Source organism: Ensifer sp. Root127 (genome assembly GCF_001425225.1).
GTDB classification, from domain to species: Bacteria; Pseudomonadota; Alphaproteobacteria; order Rhizobiales; family Rhizobiaceae; genus Ensifer; species Ensifer canadensis.
Genome location: NZ_LMDX01000019.1, coordinates 67,633 through 87,882 on the forward strand (window position 1 = coordinate 67,633; position 20,250 = coordinate 87,882).

Sequence of the window (20,250 nt, forward strand, 5' to 3'; positions counted from 1 at the left end):
AGGTCGATTGAGCGCGGCAGCTCAGTTTAGCGAGCTGGCCTCTGTTCGCCAGACCGGACAAGACGCCGAACGTCTTAACTTTTGTAAGGAGATAACGATGAGCAACATCCTGATGGTTCTCACTTCGCATGATCGGCTTGGCAATACGGGCCTAAAGACCGGGTTCTGGTTGGAGGAATTTACGGCTCCCTACTATGTCTTCAAGGATGCAGGCGCCAGCATTACCGTCGCCTCTCCGCGGGGCGGGCAGCCGCCGATCGATCCCAAGAGCGACGAGCCAGGCAATCAGACAGCTTCCATGACCCGGTTCAAGGGCGACAAGGATGCTCAGTCCGTCCTTGCAAACACGGTGCGCCTCGCGACCGTAGATGCCAAGGATTTCGACACGATCTTCTATTCGGGCGGGCACGGGCCCATGTGGGATCTCGTCGAGGACCGGAAGTCGATCTCGCTGATCGAGGAATTCTATGGCTCCGGAAAACCCGTTGCAGCGGTTTGCCACGCGCCTGCCGTCTTCCACCACGTGACGTTCCAGGGCAACCCGCTGGTGAAGGGCAAGCGGGTGACCGGATTCACGAACTCTGAGGAAGAGGCGGTACAGCTCACCAAGGTCGTCCCGTTCCTGGTCGAAGATGATCTCAAGTCGCTGGGGGCGCATTATGAGAAGGCGGGCGATTGGGAAAGCTTCGCGATCGTGGATGGCCACCTTGTCACGGGCCAGAACCCCGCCTCGTCGACTGCAGCGGCGAGATCGCTGCTCGGCCTTCTCTGATCGGCGAGGTCTGTCATGAAGACCCAACTTTCGGAGATTGAAGGCGTCGAGCTCAAATCCGGAGACGGCGGCCCCCTCGATGTCCTGATCGATTTCTACCGGGCCTTCAACGCCGGCGATCTTCGGGGCCTGGAATCCGTGTGGCTTGCAGGCGAGGCCCCGAGCATGGACAACCCGATCGGCGGCATCCGTCGGGGCTGGATTGCGATCGAGGAGGGTTATTCCAAGCTCTTCAGCGGACCTGCGGAGGTCCACGTCACCTTTCATGACTTTACGAGTCAGGGAGGACCCGATTGGCATCTCTTTGTCGGAAGAGAGCGTGGCAAGTGCGTTACCGCGGACAAAGAGCTGGAGATCGCATTTCGAACGACGCGTTGGCTCGTCAGACTTGATGGTTTCTGGCGGCAGCTCCATCACCATGGCTCGGTTGAGGACGCGGATATGCTTCGCGACTACCAGCGCCTGATTTTTGGCCGATAGGCAGAGCGAGCGGCGGTGTAGATTGCCGCTTCTTGCGCCGCGTCCGGTCAGGCCCGCTCAAGATAAATGGACGATAATTTCGCCACGATGAATCGTACCGAATTATATTGAATCTCATCGCTCACAGGAGATTTTGATGACCGTCGTTGCCGACGCCTCGCCGCTTTCCCAGATGCTGAACAAGGCTTTCGCCAAATTCGACAGGGACGGGAACAACAAGCTGACGGGGGACGAACTCAATAACTTTGATCAGATTCTCAGACCGGGCGTAGCACTCGATGATAACGGCCGCCCCACGGTCGACATGAAGCAGAAGCTCGACCACAACGGAGACGGCGATGTCGACCTGGACGAAATGAATTCGACCGGAATTCTTATGCCCGCAAATATGTGCGCCACGGACTTTTCCTCTCTTCTCGGATATCTGCGCGCCAAGTCAGACGATCCGGCGGCGCTGCAAGCCGCGGCCATTCTGGGACTGAACGACAACAAGGAGGCGTAGGCGCTATCTGCCGTGATCTCGCGGAATTTCAAGGCTGCCGTAGGATGGGAATAGGACAGCCTTGGTCTCGAGAAATGCGGCGAGCCCCTCTGGCCCACCCTCGCGGCCAATCAATGACTCCTTGGAACATCGGAAAGGTGCGGACGGTGCGAGCTCCATTCCATTGATGTGCACCTGGCCCATCCGAATCCTGCGGGCGACATCGAAAGCTGTTGCCGGATTTCCGAATATCGAGCCGCTCAGTCCGAAGTCCGTGTCATTGGTAATCGCGATGGCCTCGTCGATGTCCTCGAAAGTGTGAATGGTGACCACAGGTCCGAAGATTTCCTCCCTGGCGATTGACATGTCTCTTGAAAGCGGGCGCTTCCTTCCGCATCTGCGAGAAATACATTTATGACGCCCGGTGGAATGCCCGCTTCCATTGCGCACTGAACGACCAGATATGCGTCCGGTGGACTTTCAGCGGAAAGGCTTGATAACGCACGTGCATCCGGCGGCAAGGGCAGCACTCAGCTTGGTCATCAGGATCGGAAAGGCCGCGTATGATCGCTGCCGGACCAACTGGCTCGGAAGGATCGGCGCAAAGCCAAGCGTCGTGTTACGCTCCTTTTCGAACTCGTAGGTGAGGGCGAGGCCTGCGAAGTACCGCAACCGAGCTACAGCGAGCGGTGTCAGCCGACTTGCCAGAGCGACGGCAGTCCAAAGCTTCGCGAAAAGGGACATGCGTCGTTCGAGCGCTTCGGCGAACGTGGGCATCATTGCTGCGCGCTCGCTTGGGTGGGTCCTGGGCCATGTCCCATGCTCGAAGGCGTTTGCCGCGGACGCGATTGCCAGACCGATTTCGTCTGCCGTTGCTATCGGCACGTCGGCAAGCGTTTTGCAATCAGCGGGACTGACAAGCTTCTTAGATTTCGATCCAGTAGCTCTCACCCGATAAAAAAAGCTGTCGAGGATGCGTTTCGGGTATTCGTGGGCCAGATCTATCATTGTGGTGTCCACTTCTTCAGCTAGGACCACGCATCCACGTCGATGACCGCTTGGGCAAAGGCAGCAGGTGCCTCCTGGGGAAGATTGTGACCGATACCGCCCGAGATCAGGCGGTGCTCATATTTTCCGATGAACTTGCCTGCATAGGCCTTCGGATGGGGATGCGGCGCGCCGTTGGCATCGCCTTCCATAGTGATCGTGGGGACGGACAATTCCGGTCCCGTCGCGAGCTTTGCCTCGTATTTGTCGAACCGCTTTTCTCCCGAAGTCAGCCCGAGGCGCCATCGATAGTTATGGGCGACGATTTCGACATGGTCCGGGTTTGTGAACGCGGTCGCCGTCCGGTCGAAAGTAGCGTCGTCGAATTGCCATTGAGGGGAGGCGAGCTTCCAGATCAGCTTGGCGAAATCGTTCGTGTACTTCGCGTAACCCTCGCGCCCACGTTCAGTTGCGAAATAGTACTGATACCACCACTGGAGCTCGGCGGACGGGGGTAAGGGAACTTTTCCGGCAGCCTGGCTGCCGATGAGATAACCGCTGACCGAGACCAGTGCCTTGCAGCGCTCGGGCCACAGCGCGGCCACAATATCGGCGGTGCGAGCGCCCCAGTCGAACCCGGCGATGGTGGCGCGATCGATCTTGAGGGCATCCATCAATTTGATGGCGTCGATGGCGAGCGCCGACTGCTGTCCGTTTCGTTTCGTCTCCTTCGAAAGAAACGTGGTGCCGCCATATCCGCGCAGGAACGGGACAATTACCCTGTGGCCCCGTGCAGCTAGGATCGGAGCAACTTCTGCGAAACTGTTGATGTCATACGGCCACCCATGAAGCAGAATCACGGGTGATCCATCCTGCGGGCCGACCGCTGAGTAGGCTACCTTGAGGTCGCCAGCATCGACTGTTTCGCTGGCGGTGAGAGGAAGTGCCGTCGGTTTCGGGCCGCTGGTCTGATCCGCGCGTGCAGTACCCACGATGGCGCCGAGGATTCCCGTGGCAGTCAAGCCAAGAGCAGCGCCACTGAATGAACGGCGGGTCAGGATAGCAAGCTCGGTGGTGCTCATGATTGTCTTCTCCTCGATATGGCGTAGGACCCATCCGTTATCGGGGGGTGTCCAAGAACGAAGTCGATTAGGACTTTGGAGAGATGAATCGCTTGCGGCTACTAAACGAAGGTGTTGGTCATACCAAGGTATCGGCGATACCTATGTTCAATCCCGCCCAAGACGGGATTCGACATACTCGTTCTCCATGACGGCGTTCAGACGACCGAAAGGAGAAGATTATGTCGCAAGACTACCGCCCCCCGGGATCCGCCTTTCCGGTCTTCGTTATCCTGGTGGCCATCGCCGCCTTAATTGTCGCGTTGGTGTCCGTGAGGCAGCCGACGCAGGCCGCACGGGTTTGGGTACCTGCCTCGACAGGCGCTAGCAACTCGATTCGGAATGCCGGCGAGACCTGTGCACCACAGTGCAGATCGACCGACCCGGCGTAAGAGTGGTCAGCGGCGCGGATCCACGAAAGCTTTTCGATAGGTGGGCGGCCGCTTGGCGCCGAAGAAATCGCGATGATGCGCAGTCTGCTGAGGGAATACTGCTCTCAGCAGCGATGCGACAGACAAGGAGACGTTGCCGAGGAGGCCGCCAGGTACTTGGTCACTCTATATCAGAACGGCCTGAGCACCGAGGAGGAGCTCAGACGGCGACTTTATGAAAAGCGGAATTGGGGTGGCCAATTGATTTTGGTCAGCACCCACAGGATAGCGTCTTACCGCAGGGGCTCGGGAAGCAGTATAATAGGGAAGTCCTGATACGAAACTGGTCTCAGAAACCTGTAGATCGCGAGCGTGCCTACGGAGGTCGATCTTCCGTCGGAAGTCGCCGGGTAGGGACCGCCGTGGACCATCGCAGGGGAGAGTTCCACCCCCGTGCCGAACCCGTTCACGAGCAGTCGTCCAGCAAGCAATTCAAGCTTCGGTATGAGGGAAGTCACTGCCTCCTGATCGCCGTTAGCGATGTGAAGCGCGACAGTGAGCTGTCCTTCCAACGCATCCACGACTTCATTCAGCTGAGCCAAATTCCTGCAGCGCACGATCAGGCCAGCGGCGCCGAACACTTCGTCCTGCAGTTCGTGGTGGGCAAGGAAAGCTTCGGCCGAGGTTTCGAAGAGTGCGGCCGCACCTTCGTACGCCGATCCGGTTTTCCCCGACGCGATGGATCGGACTTCCGGGTGCCGCTCGAGCTTTGCCACTCCATCACAATAGGCCCTCGCAATCGACGGTGTCAGCATCGGCTGCGCGCTAATCTCGGGAAGCAGCTCCGCAGCCGTTTGGGTGAACGTGTCGAGGTCTGCTCCATCGATAGCCAGAAGCAAGCCGGGGTTCGTGCAGAACTGCCCAGCTCCAAGGACAAGAGAAGCAACGAACGCCGAGGCGATATCACGCGCGCGGTTTTTTAAGGCATCTGGAAAGAGGATGACTGGATTGATGCTGCTCATCTCGGCGTAGACCGGGATCGGCTGTTTCCGACGCGAGGCTATCTCCATCAGAGCAGTTCCTCCTCGGCGGGATCCGGTGAAGCCGACTGCGCGAATTCGCGGATCTGCGACCAAGTTCTGCCCAGCCTCGAATCCGGTATCGAAAATCAGGGAGAATGTGCCGGGATGCAGGTTCGCTCGCGCCACGGCGCGTTGCACCGCCCGACCAACGAGTTCGGAAGTTCCCGGATGCGCCGAGTGGGCCTTCACGATAACTGGGCAACCAGCTGCTAGAGCCGAGGCCGTATCGCCGCCGGCGACGGAGAAGGCGAGGGGAAAGTTGGAGGCACCGAATACCGCCACCGGGCCAAGTGGGACGTTTCGCAACCGAAGATCTGGTTTCGGCGCTGGTTTGCGAGACGGATCGGCACCATCGAAACGCAGCTCCTGGAAGCGCCCATCGCGAACCTCCTTGGCGAACAGTCGAAGCTGGCCGAGAGTGCGCGCACGCTCGCCTTCAAGCCTTCCACGCGGCAGACCAGTCTCTGCCATCGCTCTGACGATAAGACTGTCGCCAATGCTCTCGACCTCTTCCGCAATTGTCTCTAGGAAAGCTGCCCGGGATCCGAGATCGGTCTCCCGATAGAGCTGGAAAGCCGCCCAGGCTTTGCTTGCAGCACGTTCGACATCCTCGGGCGTTGCTCCGCCGAAGGACACCGGAAGCGGGTTGCCAGTGGCTGCCTCGATTCCGTGGAACTCGCCGTTGGTGCCGCGTTTTTCCGATCCCGCGATAAGCAGGTTTCCAATGATCGTCATGCTCGAATTTCCTTATTGAACTACCGAGCTTGATATAGGAATTCCGGCGGCTCGTGTCACCGTAACAGGTACCCCTTTATATGAGGGTGTGCCCGATTGCGGATCGAAATGAGATAGACATCACCAGGTTCAATTCCGGATAAATAGCCTGCGATGGAGCCGCGTGGGATGTCATACGCCACGGCAGTAAGGCCGGCGATCGAGTGCGATTCTTCATCGCCATGAAGCCCGCAGATTTCGATTTGATCTCCGTCGGCGAGCCCACGATTGACCAAGTCCTCCTGGTTCATGAAGACAACGTCGCGTCGACCAAAAACTCCTCGGCAGCGATCATCAAGGCATAGACGGTGGTGTTGTACTGATCGGGGCTACGGATCGTCGTCAGGACGAGCGCTTCTTTCGTTGCGAGCGCTCTTCGCGGAGGGCGCGATCAGGAAGGTAATCTTTGCCGTTGACGGTATTCCAGCGACGGAAGGAGGCCGCAACGTCCAATCGGAAACCACCCGGATTGCGAACCGCGCATTGAAGTCGAAGAAATCGGAGAAGACCGCCTCGAGCTTGTCGCGGATGCGATCGTAATCTCCAACAAGGCCGTCCCAGTCGATGCCGTGACGATCACCAAGCCTAGCCTTCGCTATTCCAGCTATAATCGCAGTTCGGATCTGACCATGTCGCCAGGCGGCTTCAGGAACCCTCGGGATAGTGACCGCTGGGGCCTAGCGCTTGAGTATCGAGATCCGTTCGACCAAGTCAGGACAGGATAAGGGATGTCCTCGCGACGAGGAGGTGGGAGCGGTTCAGCTTCGTTGCGATGTGGACAGCAAGATCGAGCCTTCGCATTCCCGCAAACGTAGCCTTATGATCCGACATCGCGACCGGAAGATTTCCGACGAGGCGGATCAAAGCCTTTGACTCGCGCGCGATGATGGCCTCCATGGTCCCTACGGCGTTGTGCCCTTGGCCGCGTGGGGCTGGAAACCGAAAGCCCGTTCCATGCCTTTGAGGAGTGCCTTGCCTGGGATCTCGGTGATGCCGACTGTATCGGCGGATTGTTGAATGTCGCCCGAACCGAGCCAGGAGCGGCAAACTTAAGTTCGATTTGCTTGCTCATATGGATTACCTCTCGTCGCTGCTAGGCAACCACCTAGTCGCGCCTAAGGCTTGAATCCTATTGCACAATGGTATCGCCCGCTGTCACGGGTAACGTGCGCCCGAACGAAGGCCGCCTCCGGGCGGGTGGAGACGGCCTTCAGCGGACCGGGAGGATCCGCACGCTCCGGCGGAGGGGAGGACGCGGGAGCGCTGTTGCTGCATCAGCGTATCGCCATAGGAGGAGGAGGCGATCATCAGAGAATAGCCATCTTCGAGCCGTTGCAAAACCAGACTTAGGTATCGGCCATCTGGCGCGCCCTTCACGTTGCCGATCGGTCTGTCGGCTTGCCAGGGCTCGGAAGAGAGAAGGCAAAGGTTGCGCCTGGTCCGTCATTCGACATCGCCCACATTCGGCCGCCATGATTTTCAACTATCGAGCGGCTGATGGAGAGGCCTATGCCCATCCCGTGGCGCTTCGTCGTGAAGAACGGTTCGAACATCTTGTCCGCAGCGTCAGCGGCGATTCCGACGCCCGCATCCGAGATGGACAACGTGAGCATAACCTCGCTCACCAGTGCAGTTCGCACGAGCAGACGGCGAGGCCGCTCCTCGGTCTCCGCCATGGCTTCGATCCCGTTCAATACCATATTGAGAATGACCTGCTGAAGCTGAATGTGATCGCCTGTGACAGGCGGCAACTCTGGCGCCAGCCGGACCTCCAGGACGATAAATTTTTCACGCATGTCTCGCGCCGACAATGCAATGACCTCGCGAGCTATCTCATTAAGGTCGATCTTCTCCATGGCTGGAGACTGTCGACTGAACATAGCCCGAAGTCGCTTGATAACTTCGGTCGCACGCATCGTGTCTCGGATCGTCCGCCGGGCAGTGTCTGTTGCGGAGGCGATGTCCGGCGGATCGAGCGCCAAAAGACGGACACATGCATTGGCGTTCGCGAGAATGCCCGAAAGTGGTTGGCTCACCTCGTGCGCTATGGACGTCGTCAGAGCACTTATTGTCATCACGCGGGACACATACGCGAGTTCTTCTCGGGCTTTCGCAAGTGCTTCCTCGCCGCGTCGCAGAGCGTCTTCCGCTCGTCTTATCTCGGTGATGTCCTGTACCGTTCCCATGAACACTGGGTGATCGCCAATGTAATGTGTAACCCTCGCAAGTCCTCGAATGAACCTGAGGGTCCCATCTGTCCTGATGATCCGGAAGACGAAATCGGCATCCTCGCCAGCAAACCCTCTCTTCATCTCGAAGTCAAAGAGATCCAGGTCTTGTGGATGAATCCGTTCCCTGACCGCATCGATGCTGGGCTCTAGCTTCGGGTCGAGGTCAAAAATTCGATAGAACTCTTCGGACCAGATGTTCTCATCCCGCTGGATATCAGATGTAAAGCTGCCTGTTGAACTAATCCGTTGAGCGGCGACGAGCTGCGCCTGGCTCCGTTCGACCTGCGTCTCTCGCCTGACTAGAGCTTCCTCGTGACGAGTCCGGTCTATCGAGATAGCTGCGATGTGCTTGGCTCGATCGACTATTTGCTGCTCGCGAGGTCCGAGGTCTGCTTGCTGATGCCTTAGGATTGCAAGTATCCCGGCCGTGTTCCCATACGGGGACAGAATGGGAATGGCCTTGCAGTAATTCAGACCGTTGGCCAACATGATCTCGCCCATCAAGGTCTCGCGCTGGTCGCTTTCGGCCATATTCGCGATCTCGACAGTCCTTTTTGTCAGAGCGGCCGTGGAGCAGGGGTTCTTGTCCGAAATCACGCTCCTGCCGTCGAAGATCTCCCTGAACTCTCCTGCCAGCCTGGTAGCCGCGCCCATGCGGAAGAGCTTGCGGTCAAGCGAAAGCTCGAGGAACCCGCAAACGAGGTCCGGAACCAGATCCGCGACAACGTCGCAGAGCCGTTGAAGAACACTTGCCGACGGTGCGCCTCGCGCGACCATTTCGAGTATCTCCATTTCCTGCCCGAGCAGGTGGGAGGAATCCCGGCTGTCCTGAACGTCGGTCTGAAGGACGCAATAGCCCGCCAACTCTCCGTTCTGCATTCGAATTTGTACGACTTGTGCCTCCAGCCAGCGCAGCGTTCCGTCCGCAGAGAGCGCTTGATACGACACGACAGCTGAGTTATTTCGGCCCTGCCCGGCCTGCAAATGAAAAGCGATTTCTTTCAGTTTGCTAGGATTGAAGTGGACTGATCTGTCTTGCACGTGGGCGCTTGGTGACAAGCCGTACCACCGCAATGCTGCCTGATTTGCAAACTCAAGTTCCAGGGAAGGCGTTAGTAGAAGCGCCTGGAGTGACAGGGAATCTAGGAAACTCCGAAAGTCACGATCGGCGTTGCCAACCTGGTTGTCGATCCTCTCAAGACGCTCTGTCGCAAGCCAACAGGTCTCCCCTCCGAACCCTTTCATTGGCGAAGCAGAAAGATTGAACCATTCGAATTGTCCGTCCCGTCGCCGCAAACGGGCAGCGAAGGGTTGAGCTCCACCCTTCTGCGCCGGAACGACGAGGAGATGATCGTCCGGATGGAGATAGCTTGCCCACTGCCGCGAGCCACCCTGATCGATCATCAGTCCAGTGAACTCTGTGAAGCGCGAGTTCGCGTAGCACAGGGCGCCTGTTTCGTCCGTTGTCCAGACCAGGCCGGGAAGGCTGTTCAAGATTCCTTGGCCGTCGTTGGACCCATACGTGATTGCGTCCTCGTCAAGTGACATTGACATCAACGGTCGTTCCGTTCACTTCGTCGCCCCGCAGTCAGGGCAGGGGCCGTCGCTAGTTCGGCGCCGCCACTGAGGCGCGTCTCGGTCAACCGTCGCCCAATGATGAAGTCCTTCGAGAGAATTGCGGCCAGCGCGCAAGCGAGCATCCATATCGAAGCGGTCAGGGCAAACGTGACAGAAGTCCAACCGAGCGTCGCCGAGGCTAGGATAGTTCCCAATGAAGTCGAAATTTTCAGCACGGAGAAAACCTCAGCCCTCATCTCTGGCGTCACCAGTCTGTTGAGCTGCAATGAGTAGTGGATGCCGAGCGAGGGGGCGCATATCCCGACAAGCGCGCAGCCGAGTATCGATAAACCGAAGGAATTCTGAAGTATCAGCGCTATGCCGATAATGATCGAGAGGAACATCGCCGCGACATGCTGTTTCGAGTAGGCTTTGTTGAGCAGGCCGTTTCCCACTGATCCGACAAGCGACGCCGCACACAGGGTTCCAGTGAATATCGCGCCGTACCCTGCTTGCAGGTCGAACCCCATCGCAAGCGAGACCGCGCCAACTTCGATGCCGCTGATCGCGGCGGAACTGGCACAGGCGCATCCGAGCCAGAGAAGGACTTCAGGCGTGAGCGATCTTGTTCGGGTTTCCACCGCTTGCGGCTCCACATTGCCATTTGCGGACGGCAAGATCATTGCAGGCACCGCGCCGAGTATCGCGATTACAGCTATCGAGAAGGATGCGGACACCGATCCAAGACTGGCTGCCAAAATCGGGGTGACGAGGAAGGTGAGGTCCGATGCAAAAGCTGCCAAGGCAAGGGCCCTTGTCATCTGTGACTGCACAACAAGATAGTTTGCGCTGTCACGCAGATAGCCGAAGGCCGCACCTTGCACGAGGCCGGCGGCCACTGCCGCAGCGATGAAAACCGCGTACGGCGCACCCACTCCACATGCAGTAGCGCAAGCGAACAGTGCTACCGTCCGAATAAAGATGAGAGCCTTGAAGAATGCGATTGAGTTCGCACCCCGCCCCAACCGGGCAATTGGCAAGGCTCCGACAAGTTGCGCGGTTGTCATGGCCGCGAGCGCCGTTGCCCCACTGGCGGGGTTGCCCGTGATCGAGAGTGCTGCCAAGGCGAAGGCTATCGACGCTCCTGAGCGGGGCGCGCCGAACAAGCCGTAGGCGACCGCCCAGCGGATAGTCTGATGACTTTGTAGACCGCCCCAGTTCATTTTTCCGTCAATTCTGGCCGTATCGTCCCCAGATAAACCTTTTCGAAGTAATTTCAGCACAGTTGGTGGGATGCGCCCCGCGTGCGGTGACTTGGAAGCATGGGTGGCATCCACCATCAGGCTGAGTTTATCGCAAACTTGCACCAAGCACACTATACTAAGGTATTGGCTCTGATCTCTGTTGGAAGAACGTCGGACGAGTTACACCATGGTGCAATGGACGGCGTCGAGGGCGACTGACAGAAGTCAGCTATCCGGAATGTACCCAAGAAATCTTGACGGATATCCGATCGAAGCTTCTGAATTTCCCCCTGCTGGCGTCAGTCGCTTCGAATCCTCTGATTCGGGGAGGGGTTGGCAAATGACCTCGTACACCGAAAGTACTGGCCGATGACCGGGAAGCCCGGCGAACGACGTCCCGATGCCACGGCGTCCAGGGCAACGATGGCCCCCTGGGAAACGCCAACGAACGCGACCCGGTCATGCGTGTCCTCGGAGCGTTCGCGCCCCACGACGTCGCCGATGATCGAGTCCAAGGCATTACGGGCTGCGAGGGTCGGGGCAGGATCGAGCGGATTTCCTTCCGTTGAGAACCATTGATGACCATACCGGTGTGAATACGCGCGTCCGGCGCCGCGAAGCGCGCTGCCGGCAGCCCAGACCGCCATGACGACGCCAGTGGCATGAGCTTGTGCTCCGGACGCGCCCGTGCCGTGCAGGAAGATGACGAGCGACTTTTCTGGCATTGGAAACCTGTCGTTGGACACACAGAGGGCGCTCGACGTCGTCATGACGGAGCGCCCTCGTCACCGGATGGCCGCGACCTGCGACGATCATGTTCCTGCCGCTGCAGCCTCGCAAAGCGATAATCGGAATTCGATAGAGCTATGGCGGCGTTCGATTGCAGTTTTATGAAGCCCGAAAGCTACGTTGTTATCGAGCGGCGGGCGTAAGAAATTTGAACCGACCGCGGCGGCTAACGGTTGCGAGTCGTTCCGCCGGTTACAGGCGGTTGATTGAACCCCAAACCATAGAAAGCCTCTGATGCCCGGTCGAAGTGCGCCCAGCCGTTCGCCTTCTGCAGGTGCAGCGCTTTCGAGAGTTCCCAGGCATGCATCAAGGACGCGCCGAGATAGCGGACTTTGTCGGCCTTGACGATGTCATGGAGTGCTTCGAACGTTTCAATATTGAGTATGGATTGCACCATTGAGCTCGCTTTTAAGACGCGGCACCTGCAGTCCGAATGACTAGCAGCCCCTGTCAGCCGCGCGAGATCATCTCGACGACCAAACCTCCGAGGCGGCCGAAAGGGTCTGCAAGATCCAGGACGACGCTCATATGGTTGAGACATGGCACCGACATTAGTTTCACGGCACGGTCATCTATGCTCAGCTTCTTGCTCAGCGCCAGTGCCTGTTCATGAAACGGGGACGTCTCTTCCGCGCCAAATGCGATTATCCGCCGGGGCGAAGGCAACTGGTTTGCCGTCAGAGGGGACCATGCGGCGGCCTCCGCCGGGGTCATCCTAGCTTCATCGCGCAGGAAACTATCGGGAATCTCAGACAGATCGTATATGCCGCTCACCAGCAACATCTCCTGCAGAACGGGCAGGTCAGGGCGTTCCGTTTCTCCCGGGGCTATCGCGGCTAGAAAGGAAGCAAGATGCGCGCCCGCCGAGTGGCCGCTAACGGTCATCTTGTGAGGGTCTGCGCCAAAGTTAGTCGCATGTTTCTGAAGCCAGAGCACCGACCCCCGCACCTGATTCACCAAGACATGCAGGCGTTGACCGGGCATCAGGTCATATTCGACGATAGCGGCGATACCCCCGGCTTCAAGGACGGGAGCGGCGACCAAGCGATAGTTTTCCTTCTCACCGGATCGCCAGTAGCCGCCATGAACGAAGACATGCAGTGGAGCGCCAGCCTTGACGTTGTCGGGCAGGATGACGTCCAGGACCTCCCTGTCACGCGCGCCATACCGGATATCGGCAATCAGTTTGGACCTGGCTGAGAGCTGCCGGCTGCGTTCTGTAAATTCGGCAGCGATAGTGTCGAAATCGGGTACGAAATCGCGAATTCGGTAGAGATCTTGTGACGTCATCGGGCTCCTCCAGTTTCAGTAGTCTACTGCGTAGTACTTTGCCTCCATAAACTCCAGAATGCCGGTGACGCCGCCCTCACGGCCAAGACCACTCTGTTTGACGCCGCCAAAGGGTGCGGCCGGATCGGACATCAGTCCCCTATTGATCCCGAGCATGCCTGTCTCAAGCCGTTTGCCGACCTTCATCGCCCGTTTCAGATCCTGGGTGTAGACGTAGGCGGCAAGGCCGTATTCGGTGTTGTTCGCCAGTTGAACAGCTTCGTCTTCGGTAACGAATTTATAGACCGGCGCGACCGGACCAAAGATCTCCTCACGCGCGATTGCGGCGTCTGCAGGCACGTTTTCGAGAACGGTTGGCGGATAGAAATAGCCGTTTTCCGAAAGCGGCTTGCCGCCGGTCGTCGCGCGTGCGCCGGACGCAATGGCGTCCGTGACCAGCCTGTCGATCTTGCGCACGGCATTGGTGGTGATCATCGGGCCGCACTGGGTTGCGGGATCGTAGCCCGGACCGATCGTCAGCGCGGCCATGCGCGCCGTGAGGCGGCCGACGAAGGCATCGTGGATGCCGGCCTGGACATAGAAACGGTTGGCGGCGGTGCAGGCCTCGCCAGCGTTGCGCATCTTTGCGATCATCGCGCCGTCCAGAGCAGCCTCCAGGTCTGCGTCGTCGAAGATGATGAAGGGTGCATTGCCGCCGAGTTCCATCGAGCAACTGACCACGGATTTCGAAGCTTCGGCAAGTAGCGTCCGGCCGACGCCGGTCGAGCCGGTAAAGGACAGTTTGCGCACGCGGGGGTCCGCCAGCATGGCGTTGGTCACCGCGCCCGGATTGCTTGTCGTCAGAACGTTGACGACACCCGCCGGCACGCCGGCCTCTTCGCCAAGGCGTGCCATGGCATAGGCCGTCAGCGGCGTTTCAGAGGCCGGTTTCAGAATGACCGTGCAGCCTGCCGCAAGAGCCGGACCAATCTTTCGGGTCGCCATGGCGGCCGGGAAGTTCCAGGGCGTGATCAGGACTGCGATACCGATCGGTTCGTGATCGACAATGATATGATGCGAACCTGAGGGCGTATGGCGATATTCGCCAGGAATACGCGTCGCTTCTTCCGCATACCAGCGAAAGAATTCGGCGGCGTAAGCGACTTCACCGCGCGCGTCAGGCAGCGCCTTGCCGTTTTCCAGTGCGATGAGCGTGGCAAGCTCTTCGGCGTGTTGCGTCATGAGCTGGAACCAGCGCCGGAGGATTTCCGAGCGTTGGCGGGCTGGCGTGGCGCGCCATGCGGCGGCAGCGGCATGCGCCGCATCAACGGCTTGCAGCGCATCTTCAACAGAAGCATCCGCGACTTCTGCCAGTTTTTCGCCTGTGGATGGGTCCATGACGGCTATTCCGCCGCCCTTTCTCCATGTGCCGCCGATGTAAAGGCCTTCCGCATGAAGAGCAGGATTGGCATATCCGTCGATCTTGGCATGAAACGTCATGATGAAAATCCTTTTCAGTTCAGGCGCGACCGGTCGCCATGATAGGCGGCGGCGATGAGGTTCTGCATGTCGTCGAGGTTCAGGGGCCGCGGATTGTTCTGGACGAGGCGGGCAATGCCGATGCTTTGCTCGGCAACCCAGCCGATCCGGCTCTCTTCAAGCCCAAGTTCACGGAGCGTCGAGGGAATCCCTATGTGCGCGAAAAGGGAAATGAGGGCGGGAACGACATCGTCCGGCCCTTTAAGACCCGCCGCCTGGGCTATGGTCCCAAGCTCGTCCTGGATGACCGGCGCGTTCCATGTCATGACGTAAGGCATGAGGCAGGCAACCCCGAGGCCGTGCGCGGTATGGGTGAGCGCGCCGACGGGATACTGTATGGCATGGGCCGCTGCGGTTCCGGCCACACCGAAGGCAAGTCCTGCCAGCGTGGCGCCGAGCATGACCTTTTCGCGCGCGGCTCGATCCGTGCCGTCCTTGCAGGCAGCCTCCAAACCCTGCCAGAGCAAGGAGATGGCACGCAGCGCAAAATGGTCGGACATTTCGTTCTTGCCGACAAAGACACGCTGTTGCGCGATGCCGGGCACGGGCTCTCGGCGAATTGCGGTGAAGGCTTCCAGCGCATGGGTCAAAGCGTCCGACCCCGCAATTGCCGTCAGGGAAGGTGGGCAGGTGAGGGTGAGGTCCGGATCGCATATGGATACGGTCGGAATGAGGTGAGGGCTGGAAATGCCGACCTTCAGGCTCCGCTCGGCGTCGGAAAGCACGGCGACGGGCGTGACTTCGGAGCCCGTTCCAGCGGTGGTCGGAATTGCTATGAGAGGCATCACGGGGCCCGGAACGGTATGTTCCCCGTAATAATCCTGCGGTCGCCCGCCATGGGTCAGGAGCAGAGCCACGCATTTGGCCATGTCTAAGCACGAGCCGCCACCGACGCCAATAACGAAGTCCGGAGCGAAGTTGCGGGCGCCCTCTGCGCTTTTTGCCGCGGAGTCGACCGGTACATCCGGCAGAGTGGAACTGTCGATCATGACCGCGATGCCGGCATCTTCGAGCTGCTGGACGAGCGCGAGAAAATCGGCATCCGCGGAAAGGCGCATATCGGTGACGATCAGCGCGCGCCGGCCCAGCCGGGCGGCAATATTCCCGAGAGCATGCCGTTGTCCCGAGCCGAAGAGCAGTTCGCGCGGCGCCCTCAGTGTGCCGAAAAGGTTCATTTCCACATCTCCTCCGATGGTTCAGGCGGCCTCGAGCGCCAAAAGACTTTCCAAAAGTTGTTGCGGCAGCTCTATCCCTGCGTTCTCCGCCGCGATGCGGCGCCTGCGTGCGCCATCGCCCGGTACCGCAACCGGTTTTTCGGGGTCGGATGCCGGGGATCGGCGCAGGTGGTCGAGATAGGCTGCAAGCGAGCGGGCGTTCCCGTGTCCGGATGCCGCATCGATGAGAATGAGAAGGTCACCCTTGTTGGCAGCATGGATATCGTCGAGCGTCCCGTGCACATCGGGCGCGAGATCGGAGCCGGCAAGCGCGGCAACGAGAAGTTCGATCGCAAGACCGAGGCCGTACCCTTTGGCGCCGCCGAACGGGGCGATTGCCCCCGACTTGGCCGCGTGTGGATCCGTGGTCGGGAAACCTTGCGCATCCACCGCCCAGTCTGATGGAATAGGCGCACCGCGCATCGCGTGGTTGTTGATTTTCCCCATCGAGACGATGCTTGTCGCAAGGTCCAGCACAAAGGGGCGATCGCTGGCGGGAATGCCTATGGCGACGGGATTGGTGCCCAACAGGGCCTGGGTTCCGCCGAAGGGATGAACCAGGGCCTCACTGGTCGACATGACGATGCCGATCAGGCCGCTCCTTGCTGCAGCCTCTGCGTAATAGGCCAGCATACCCATATGGTTGGCGTCGCGGATCGCAGCGATGGCGATCCCCGTCTCGCTCAAGACCGGCCGGATCGTATCCATTGCACGCATCATGACGACCGGTCCAAGGCCGCGCTCGCCGTCGATGCTGAGAAAAGACCGTCTGCGCCATGTCCCCGTTCCATATGTGCGCCCGTCGGCGAGCCCCTTTTCCAACCGGGAGAGAAGCAGGGGCAATCGCTGAAGGCCATGCGACGGCAAACCTCGCAATTCGGCTTCCAGCAGGAGATCGGCCTGGAGGTGAGCATTGGCAGGCGACGCTCCTCTTGCTTCCAGAAGAGCGGTCGCCAGTCGTCGAAGCCGTTCAAGTGATATCCTCATTTTAAATCCTATATCGGATCATATACGATATTGTATTTGACATACGATATCTTATTTGCAACAAATGTCGGCGTGTCAAGAAGCAAGCCGGAGATTGAAGGTGGCATTTGCAGCGGAACGAGAAATCAAAGGGACGAGCCTGCGTCCGAGCAGCGTGGTCGAGGGGGTCTATGACAACATCTATCACCGCCTCATGTCCCTGGAGATCACGCCCGGCGCCCGCATACCGATAGACGTTCTTGCTCGGGAAATCGGTGTATCACAGACGCCGATCCGTGAGGCTCTCAGTCGTCTGGAGCGCGAAGGTCTTGTGCGTAAGGAGCATCTTGTCGGCTATAGCGCAGCACCTCAATGGACGAAAAAGCAATTCCAGGATCTCTATGCTTTCCGACTTCTGGTCGAGCCGGAGGGTGCCAGGCTTGCGGCAATCAATATGACTCCTGAGGCTTTGCAGCAGCTTGAAAATTCTGCGGCAGACATGGGCAATGGCGGTACGCCCGTCGATCGCAACACGCGATATTCACGCTTTGCTCGGGCGGATGCGCATTTTCACGATGCAATCCTCAAGATTGCCGGAAACGATGTGATCCGGAACACGCTTTCGAACCAGCATGTGCATCTCCATATCTTCCGGCTGATGTTTCATACGCGCGTGACACAGGAGGCGCTCGAGGAGCACGAGAACCTGCTCATCGCTTTACGATCAGGAGATCCACAGGCTGCTTTCGATGCCATGCGCATCCATATCGAGCGCTCGCGTGATCGGCTGCTGTCGGCCTTCGAATGAACGCGGTCCTTTCCCCTCAACCCCTGGCCCCGCCGGAAAGTTCGGCGGTCGCGGTTCTCCGGGCCGATTGCCTGGGTAAGGCGTACGGCCCCATTACCGTCCTGTCGGATGTGGCGCTCGATGTCCGTGCGGGAGAGGTTCATGCCATCATCGGTGAAAACGGCGCCGGCAAATCGACGCTGATGAAGTTGCTGTCCGGATACGTCGCGCCGACGGACGGTCGGTTGCTGATGGATGGCGAGCCGACGGAATTTCGAAACGCCGTGGAAGCGGAAGACGCCGGCATCGTGCTGGTGCATCAGGAAATCCTGCTTGCCCCGGACCTTACGGTAGCGGAAAACCTGTTTCTGGGTCGGGAAATCGGCCGGGGCCTGATGGTGGATGACCGGGCCATGAACCGGCGTACCGCGGAACTTCTCGCGCGGGTCGGCTCGACGGCGCGCCCGCGTGATCGTGCAGGAAATCTGCCGCTTGCCCAGCGCCAGCTGGTGCAGATCGCGCGTGCGCTTCTCGACGATCGAAAGGTCGTCATCTTTGACGAGCCGACGGCGGTTCTGGCGAATGACGAAGTTGCGGCACTTCTCGATATCGTCAGGATGCTGCGCGATCACGGCGTGGCAGTCCTTTATATTTCCCATCGTCTTGATGAGGTGCAGACGCTTGCCGACCGCATAACCGTCCTGCGTGACGGTCGTATGATCGGCACCTGGCCTGCCGCCGGTCTCAGCCAGCGTGAAATGGCCGAGCTCATGGTCGGTCGCGAACTGGAGATGCTTTATCCCCATAAACGCCCGCCCGCAGAAGCAGCGCCTATCCTTTCGGTAATGGATCTGGCGGTCGATCATGGTGCCGAGAGTGCCAGCTTCAGCGTCCGGCCGGGTGAGGTGCTCGGTATCGGCGGCATGATCGGCGCGGGGCGGACCGAACTGATCGAAGGGTTGATGGGTCTTCGCCCCTCGCATGCCCGCAGCGTCGTGCTCAACGGCAAGGACATCAAACACCGATCGGTGCGCACGATGATGGAGGCCGGTCTCGTCTATCTGACAGAGGACCGAAAGGGGAAGGGCCTGCTTCTGGAGGAGAAGCTTGGCCCAAACCTGACGCTTCAGGCTCTTGATACGGTCAATCCAGGTGGCGTGCTCGATAAGCGGGAGGAGCGCTCCCGGCTGGAGAAAGTGGTCGCCGATTACGATATCCGTGTCCGTTCCCTTCGGCTTGACGCCGGAAAGCTTTCCGGCGGCAACCAGCAGAAACTGCTGCTTGCCAAGGTCATGCTGGCGGAACCTTCGGTGGTGATCATCGATGAGCCGACGCGCGGCATCGATATCGGCAACAAGAGCCAGATCTACGACTTCATCGACGCCATGGTGCGAGCGGGCAAGGCCTGCATCGTCATCTCGTCGGAAATGCCGGAACTGGTGGGGCTCGCCGATCGCGTCCTCGTGATGCGGGGAGGCAGGATCGCCGCCGAACTGAACGGCGCTGAAATCAATGAGAAAAACATCGTCTACGCCGCCACGGTCGGCGGGCGCGACGACGTCGGGGAGGACGAAAATGACCGCAGCAACCGCAACAATCATACCCTCTGACGAAGGAGGCCGCATCCGCTGGGCGGACTTTGCGCCCTTCATCGCGCTTGCGGTGATCGTGTTGCTGGGCGCGTTGGTAAACTCCAACTTTGTCGCCTCCGCAAACCTGATCAACGTCGTGACCCGCAGCGCCTTCATTGCGATCATCGCTGTCGGAGCGACCTTCGTCATCGCGTCCGGCGGCCTCGATCTTTCGGTCGGCTCGATGATGGCCTTCGTCACCGGCATCATGATCATGGTGATGAACTATCTGGCCCCTTCATTCGGTGCCTGGGCCATTCCGATGGGAGCAGCGCTTGCTCTCGTGGTCGGGGCTCTGTGCGGTCTGTTCAACGGGCTCATCGTCACGATCGGGAAAATCGAACCCTTCATCGTCACGCTCGGCACGATGGGCATTTTCCGGGCTTTCATCACCTTCATGACCGATGGCGGGTCCCTGCCGATCGACCGGGCCCTGCGGGAGGCATACCGACCGGTCTATTTCGGCAGCCTTTTCGGCATACCCTATCCCGTCCTGATAACCTTCGTCGTGGTCATGCTGGGTGCGTTCCTGCTGTACAAGACCAAGTTCGGCCGCCGGCTGACCTCTGCGGGATCCAATGTCGAAGTCGCCCGCTTCTCTGGCGTCAACGTCGCCGCTGTGCGGACCCTCGCCTACGTCATTCAGGGCATCTGCGTCGCCGTTGCGGCCATCTGTTATGTGCCGCGCCTTGGCGCGGCGACGCCGACGACCGGTCAGCTCTGGGAATTGCAGGTCATTACTGCCGTCGTCATTGGCGGAACCCTTCTGCGTGGCGGACGCGGGCGCATTGGTGGCACCGTCGCCGGCGCACTCATTCTCGAGGTCATCGCCAACGTCATGGTCCTTTCGGACATGGTCTCTGAATACCTCGTTGCCGCCGTCCAGGGCGCGATCATCATCATCGCCATGCTGGCGCACCGCTTTACCGCCAACCGCTGAAAATCGCACTGACTT

At 59.4% G+C, this 20,250-nt stretch carries 17 protein-coding genes and 2 pseudogenes; 6 read left to right on the forward strand and 13 right to left on the reverse strand.

The window, feature by feature from the left end:
- Positions 1-97: 97 nt before the first annotated feature.
- The 3 genes from ASD03_RS20725 to ASD03_RS20735 all read left to right on the forward strand — a co-directional run bounded on the left by ASD03_RS20725 (position 98) and on the right by ASD03_RS20735 (position 1,754).
- The gene (locus ASD03_RS20725; RefSeq protein ID WP_057215941.1) at positions 98-772 is read left to right on the forward strand and encodes a type 1 glutamine amidotransferase domain-containing protein; all 675 of its coding nucleotides are present in this window, start codon (positions 98-100) and stop codon (positions 770-772) included.
- A gap of 15 nt (positions 773-787) precedes the next feature.
- Positions 788-1,252, forward strand: a complete 465-nt coding sequence (locus ASD03_RS20730; RefSeq protein ID WP_057215944.1) for a nuclear transport factor 2 family protein — start codon at positions 788-790, stop codon at positions 1,250-1,252.
- Between the two features lie 136 nt (positions 1,253-1,388).
- Positions 1,389-1,754, forward strand: coding sequence for an EF-hand domain-containing protein (locus ASD03_RS20735; protein ID WP_057215946.1), 366 nt, complete (start codon positions 1,389-1,391; stop codon positions 1,752-1,754).
- A 3-nt stretch (positions 1,755-1,757) separates the two neighbouring features.
- Here the strand turns inward: ASD03_RS20735 and ASD03_RS20740 are convergent, their stop codons facing one another.
- From ASD03_RS20740 to ASD03_RS20805, 13 genes and pseudogenes are all read right to left on the reverse strand, one after another.
- Positions 1,758-2,099, reverse strand: coding sequence for an aldehyde dehydrogenase family protein (locus ASD03_RS20740; RefSeq protein ID WP_057215949.1), 342 nt, complete (start codon positions 2,097-2,099; stop codon positions 1,758-1,760).
- A gap of 114 nt (positions 2,100-2,213) precedes the next feature.
- A complete protein-coding gene (locus tag ASD03_RS20745) occupies positions 2,214-2,741 on the reverse strand; it encodes an aldehyde dehydrogenase family protein (RefSeq protein ID WP_057215951.1) in 528 nt (175 codons plus the stop codon).
- A gap of 20 nt (positions 2,742-2,761) precedes the next feature.
- Complete coding sequence (locus tag ASD03_RS20750) at positions 2,762-3,802, reverse strand: alpha/beta hydrolase (RefSeq protein ID WP_057215954.1); 1,041 nt, start codon at positions 3,800-3,802, stop codon at positions 2,762-2,764.
- A 703-nt stretch (positions 3,803-4,505) separates the two neighbouring features.
- Positions 4,506-6,029 carry an aldehyde dehydrogenase (NADP(+)) gene (locus tag ASD03_RS20760; protein ID WP_057215958.1) on the reverse strand — a complete coding sequence of 508 codons (1,524 nt, stop codon included), beginning with the start codon at positions 6,027-6,029 and terminating at the stop codon, positions 4,506-4,508.
- A 12-nt stretch (positions 6,030-6,041) separates the two neighbouring features.
- Positions 6,042-7,069: pseudogene (locus ASD03_RS40680) on the reverse strand (molybdopterin dinucleotide binding domain-containing protein); the annotation flags it as partial.
- A gap of 372 nt (positions 7,070-7,441) precedes the next feature.
- The gene (locus tag ASD03_RS20770) at positions 7,442-9,853 is read right to left on the reverse strand and encodes an ATP-binding protein (protein ID WP_057215963.1); all 2,412 of its coding nucleotides are present in this window, start codon (positions 9,851-9,853) and stop codon (positions 7,442-7,444) included.
- Entirely contained in the window at positions 9,853-11,196 is a 1,344-nt protein-coding gene (locus ASD03_RS20775; protein WP_244494677.1) for a hypothetical protein, read from the reverse strand. Before ASD03_RS20775 ends, ASD03_RS20770 begins: the two co-directional genes overlap by 1 nt.
- A gap of 203 nt (positions 11,197-11,399) precedes the next feature.
- A complete protein-coding gene (locus ASD03_RS20780; RefSeq protein WP_082557372.1) occupies positions 11,400-11,870 on the reverse strand; it encodes a hypothetical protein in 471 nt (156 codons plus the stop codon).
- Positions 11,871-12,142: 272 nt separating this feature from the next.
- Positions 12,143-12,262: pseudogene (locus tag ASD03_RS40685) on the reverse strand (aldo/keto reductase); the annotation flags it as partial.
- Positions 12,263-12,339: 77 nt separating this feature from the next.
- Positions 12,340-13,179, reverse strand: a complete 840-nt coding sequence (locus ASD03_RS20790) for an alpha/beta hydrolase (RefSeq protein WP_057215971.1) — start codon at positions 13,177-13,179, stop codon at positions 12,340-12,342.
- A 15-nt stretch (positions 13,180-13,194) separates the two neighbouring features.
- Entirely contained in the window at positions 13,195-14,658 is a 1,464-nt protein-coding gene (locus ASD03_RS20795; RefSeq protein WP_057215974.1) for an NAD-dependent succinate-semialdehyde dehydrogenase, read from the reverse strand.
- 14 nt (positions 14,659-14,672) lie between these two features.
- The gene (locus ASD03_RS20800; protein ID WP_057215976.1) at positions 14,673-15,872 is read right to left on the reverse strand and encodes an iron-containing alcohol dehydrogenase; all 1,200 of its coding nucleotides are present in this window, start codon (positions 15,870-15,872) and stop codon (positions 14,673-14,675) included.
- A gap of 21 nt (positions 15,873-15,893) precedes the next feature.
- Positions 15,894-16,898 carry an Ldh family oxidoreductase gene (locus ASD03_RS20805; RefSeq protein WP_057215978.1) on the reverse strand — a complete coding sequence of 335 codons (1,005 nt, stop codon included), beginning with the start codon at positions 16,896-16,898 and terminating at the stop codon, positions 15,894-15,896.
- Positions 16,899-16,992: 94 nt separating this feature from the next.
- On the opposite strand from ASD03_RS20805, the gene ASD03_RS20810 reads away from it, so the two are divergent.
- The 3 genes from ASD03_RS20810 to ASD03_RS20820 are packed head-to-tail and all read left to right on the forward strand — an operon-like array spanning position 16,993 to position 20,235.
- Positions 16,993-17,685, forward strand: coding sequence for a GntR family transcriptional regulator (locus tag ASD03_RS20810; RefSeq protein WP_057215981.1), 693 nt, complete (start codon positions 16,993-16,995; stop codon positions 17,683-17,685).
- Entirely contained in the window at positions 17,682-19,274 is a 1,593-nt protein-coding gene (locus ASD03_RS20815) for a sugar ABC transporter ATP-binding protein (RefSeq protein ID WP_057215984.1), read from the forward strand. The genes ASD03_RS20810 and ASD03_RS20815 overlap by 4 nt, the downstream gene beginning before the upstream one ends.
- Positions 19,240-20,235 carry an ABC transporter permease gene (locus ASD03_RS20820; protein ID WP_057215988.1) on the forward strand — a complete coding sequence of 332 codons (996 nt, stop codon included), beginning with the start codon at positions 19,240-19,242 and terminating at the stop codon, positions 20,233-20,235. Before ASD03_RS20815 ends, ASD03_RS20820 begins: the two co-directional genes overlap by 35 nt.
- Positions 20,236-20,250: the final 15 nt, after the last annotated feature.

Coding starts and splice junctions, on each gene's coding strand:
- ASD03_RS20725 (WP_057215941.1), top strand. CDS start 98: ATGAGCAACATCCTGATGGTTCTCACTTCGCATGATCGGCTTGGCAAT.
- ASD03_RS20730 (WP_057215944.1), top strand. CDS start 788: ATGAAGACCCAACTTTCGGAGATTGAAGGCGTCGAGCTCAAATCCGGA.
- ASD03_RS20735 (WP_057215946.1), top strand. CDS start 1,389: ATGACCGTCGTTGCCGACGCCTCGCCGCTTTCCCAGATGCTGAACAAG.
- ASD03_RS20740 (WP_057215949.1), bottom strand. CDS start 2,099: ATGTCAATCGCCAGGGAGGAAATCTTCGGACCTGTGGTCACCATTCAC.
- ASD03_RS20745 (WP_057215951.1), bottom strand. CDS start 2,741: ATGATAGATCTGGCCCACGAATACCCGAAACGCATCCTCGACAGCTTT.
- ASD03_RS20750 (WP_057215954.1), bottom strand. CDS start 3,802: ATGAGCACCACCGAGCTTGCTATCCTGACCCGCCGTTCATTCAGTGGC.
- ASD03_RS20760 (WP_057215958.1), bottom strand. CDS start 6,029: ATGACGATCATTGGAAACCTGCTTATCGCGGGATCGGAAAAACGCGGC.
- ASD03_RS20770 (WP_057215963.1), bottom strand. CDS start 9,853: ATGTCAATGTCACTTGACGAGGACGCAATCACGTATGGGTCCAACGAC.
- ASD03_RS20775 (WP_244494677.1), bottom strand. CDS start 11,196: ATGGTGGATGCCACCCATGCTTCCAAGTCACCGCACGCGGGGCGCATC.
- ASD03_RS20780 (WP_082557372.1), bottom strand. CDS start 11,870: ATGACGACGTCGAGCGCCCTCTGTGTGTCCAACGACAGGTTTCCAATG.
- ASD03_RS20790 (WP_057215971.1), bottom strand. CDS start 13,179: ATGACGTCACAAGATCTCTACCGAATTCGCGATTTCGTACCCGATTTC.
- ASD03_RS20795 (WP_057215974.1), bottom strand. CDS start 14,658: ATGACGTTTCATGCCAAGATCGACGGATATGCCAATCCTGCTCTTCAT.
- ASD03_RS20800 (WP_057215976.1), bottom strand. CDS start 15,872: ATGAACCTTTTCGGCACACTGAGGGCGCCGCGCGAACTGCTCTTCGGC.
- ASD03_RS20805 (WP_057215978.1), bottom strand. CDS start 16,898: ATGAGGATATCACTTGAACGGCTTCGACGACTGGCGACCGCTCTTCTG.
- ASD03_RS20815 (WP_057215984.1), top strand. CDS start 17,682: ATGAACGCGGTCCTTTCCCCTCAACCCCTGGCCCCGCCGGAAAGTTCG.
- ASD03_RS20820 (WP_057215988.1), top strand. CDS start 19,240: ATGACCGCAGCAACCGCAACAATCATACCCTCTGACGAAGGAGGCCGC.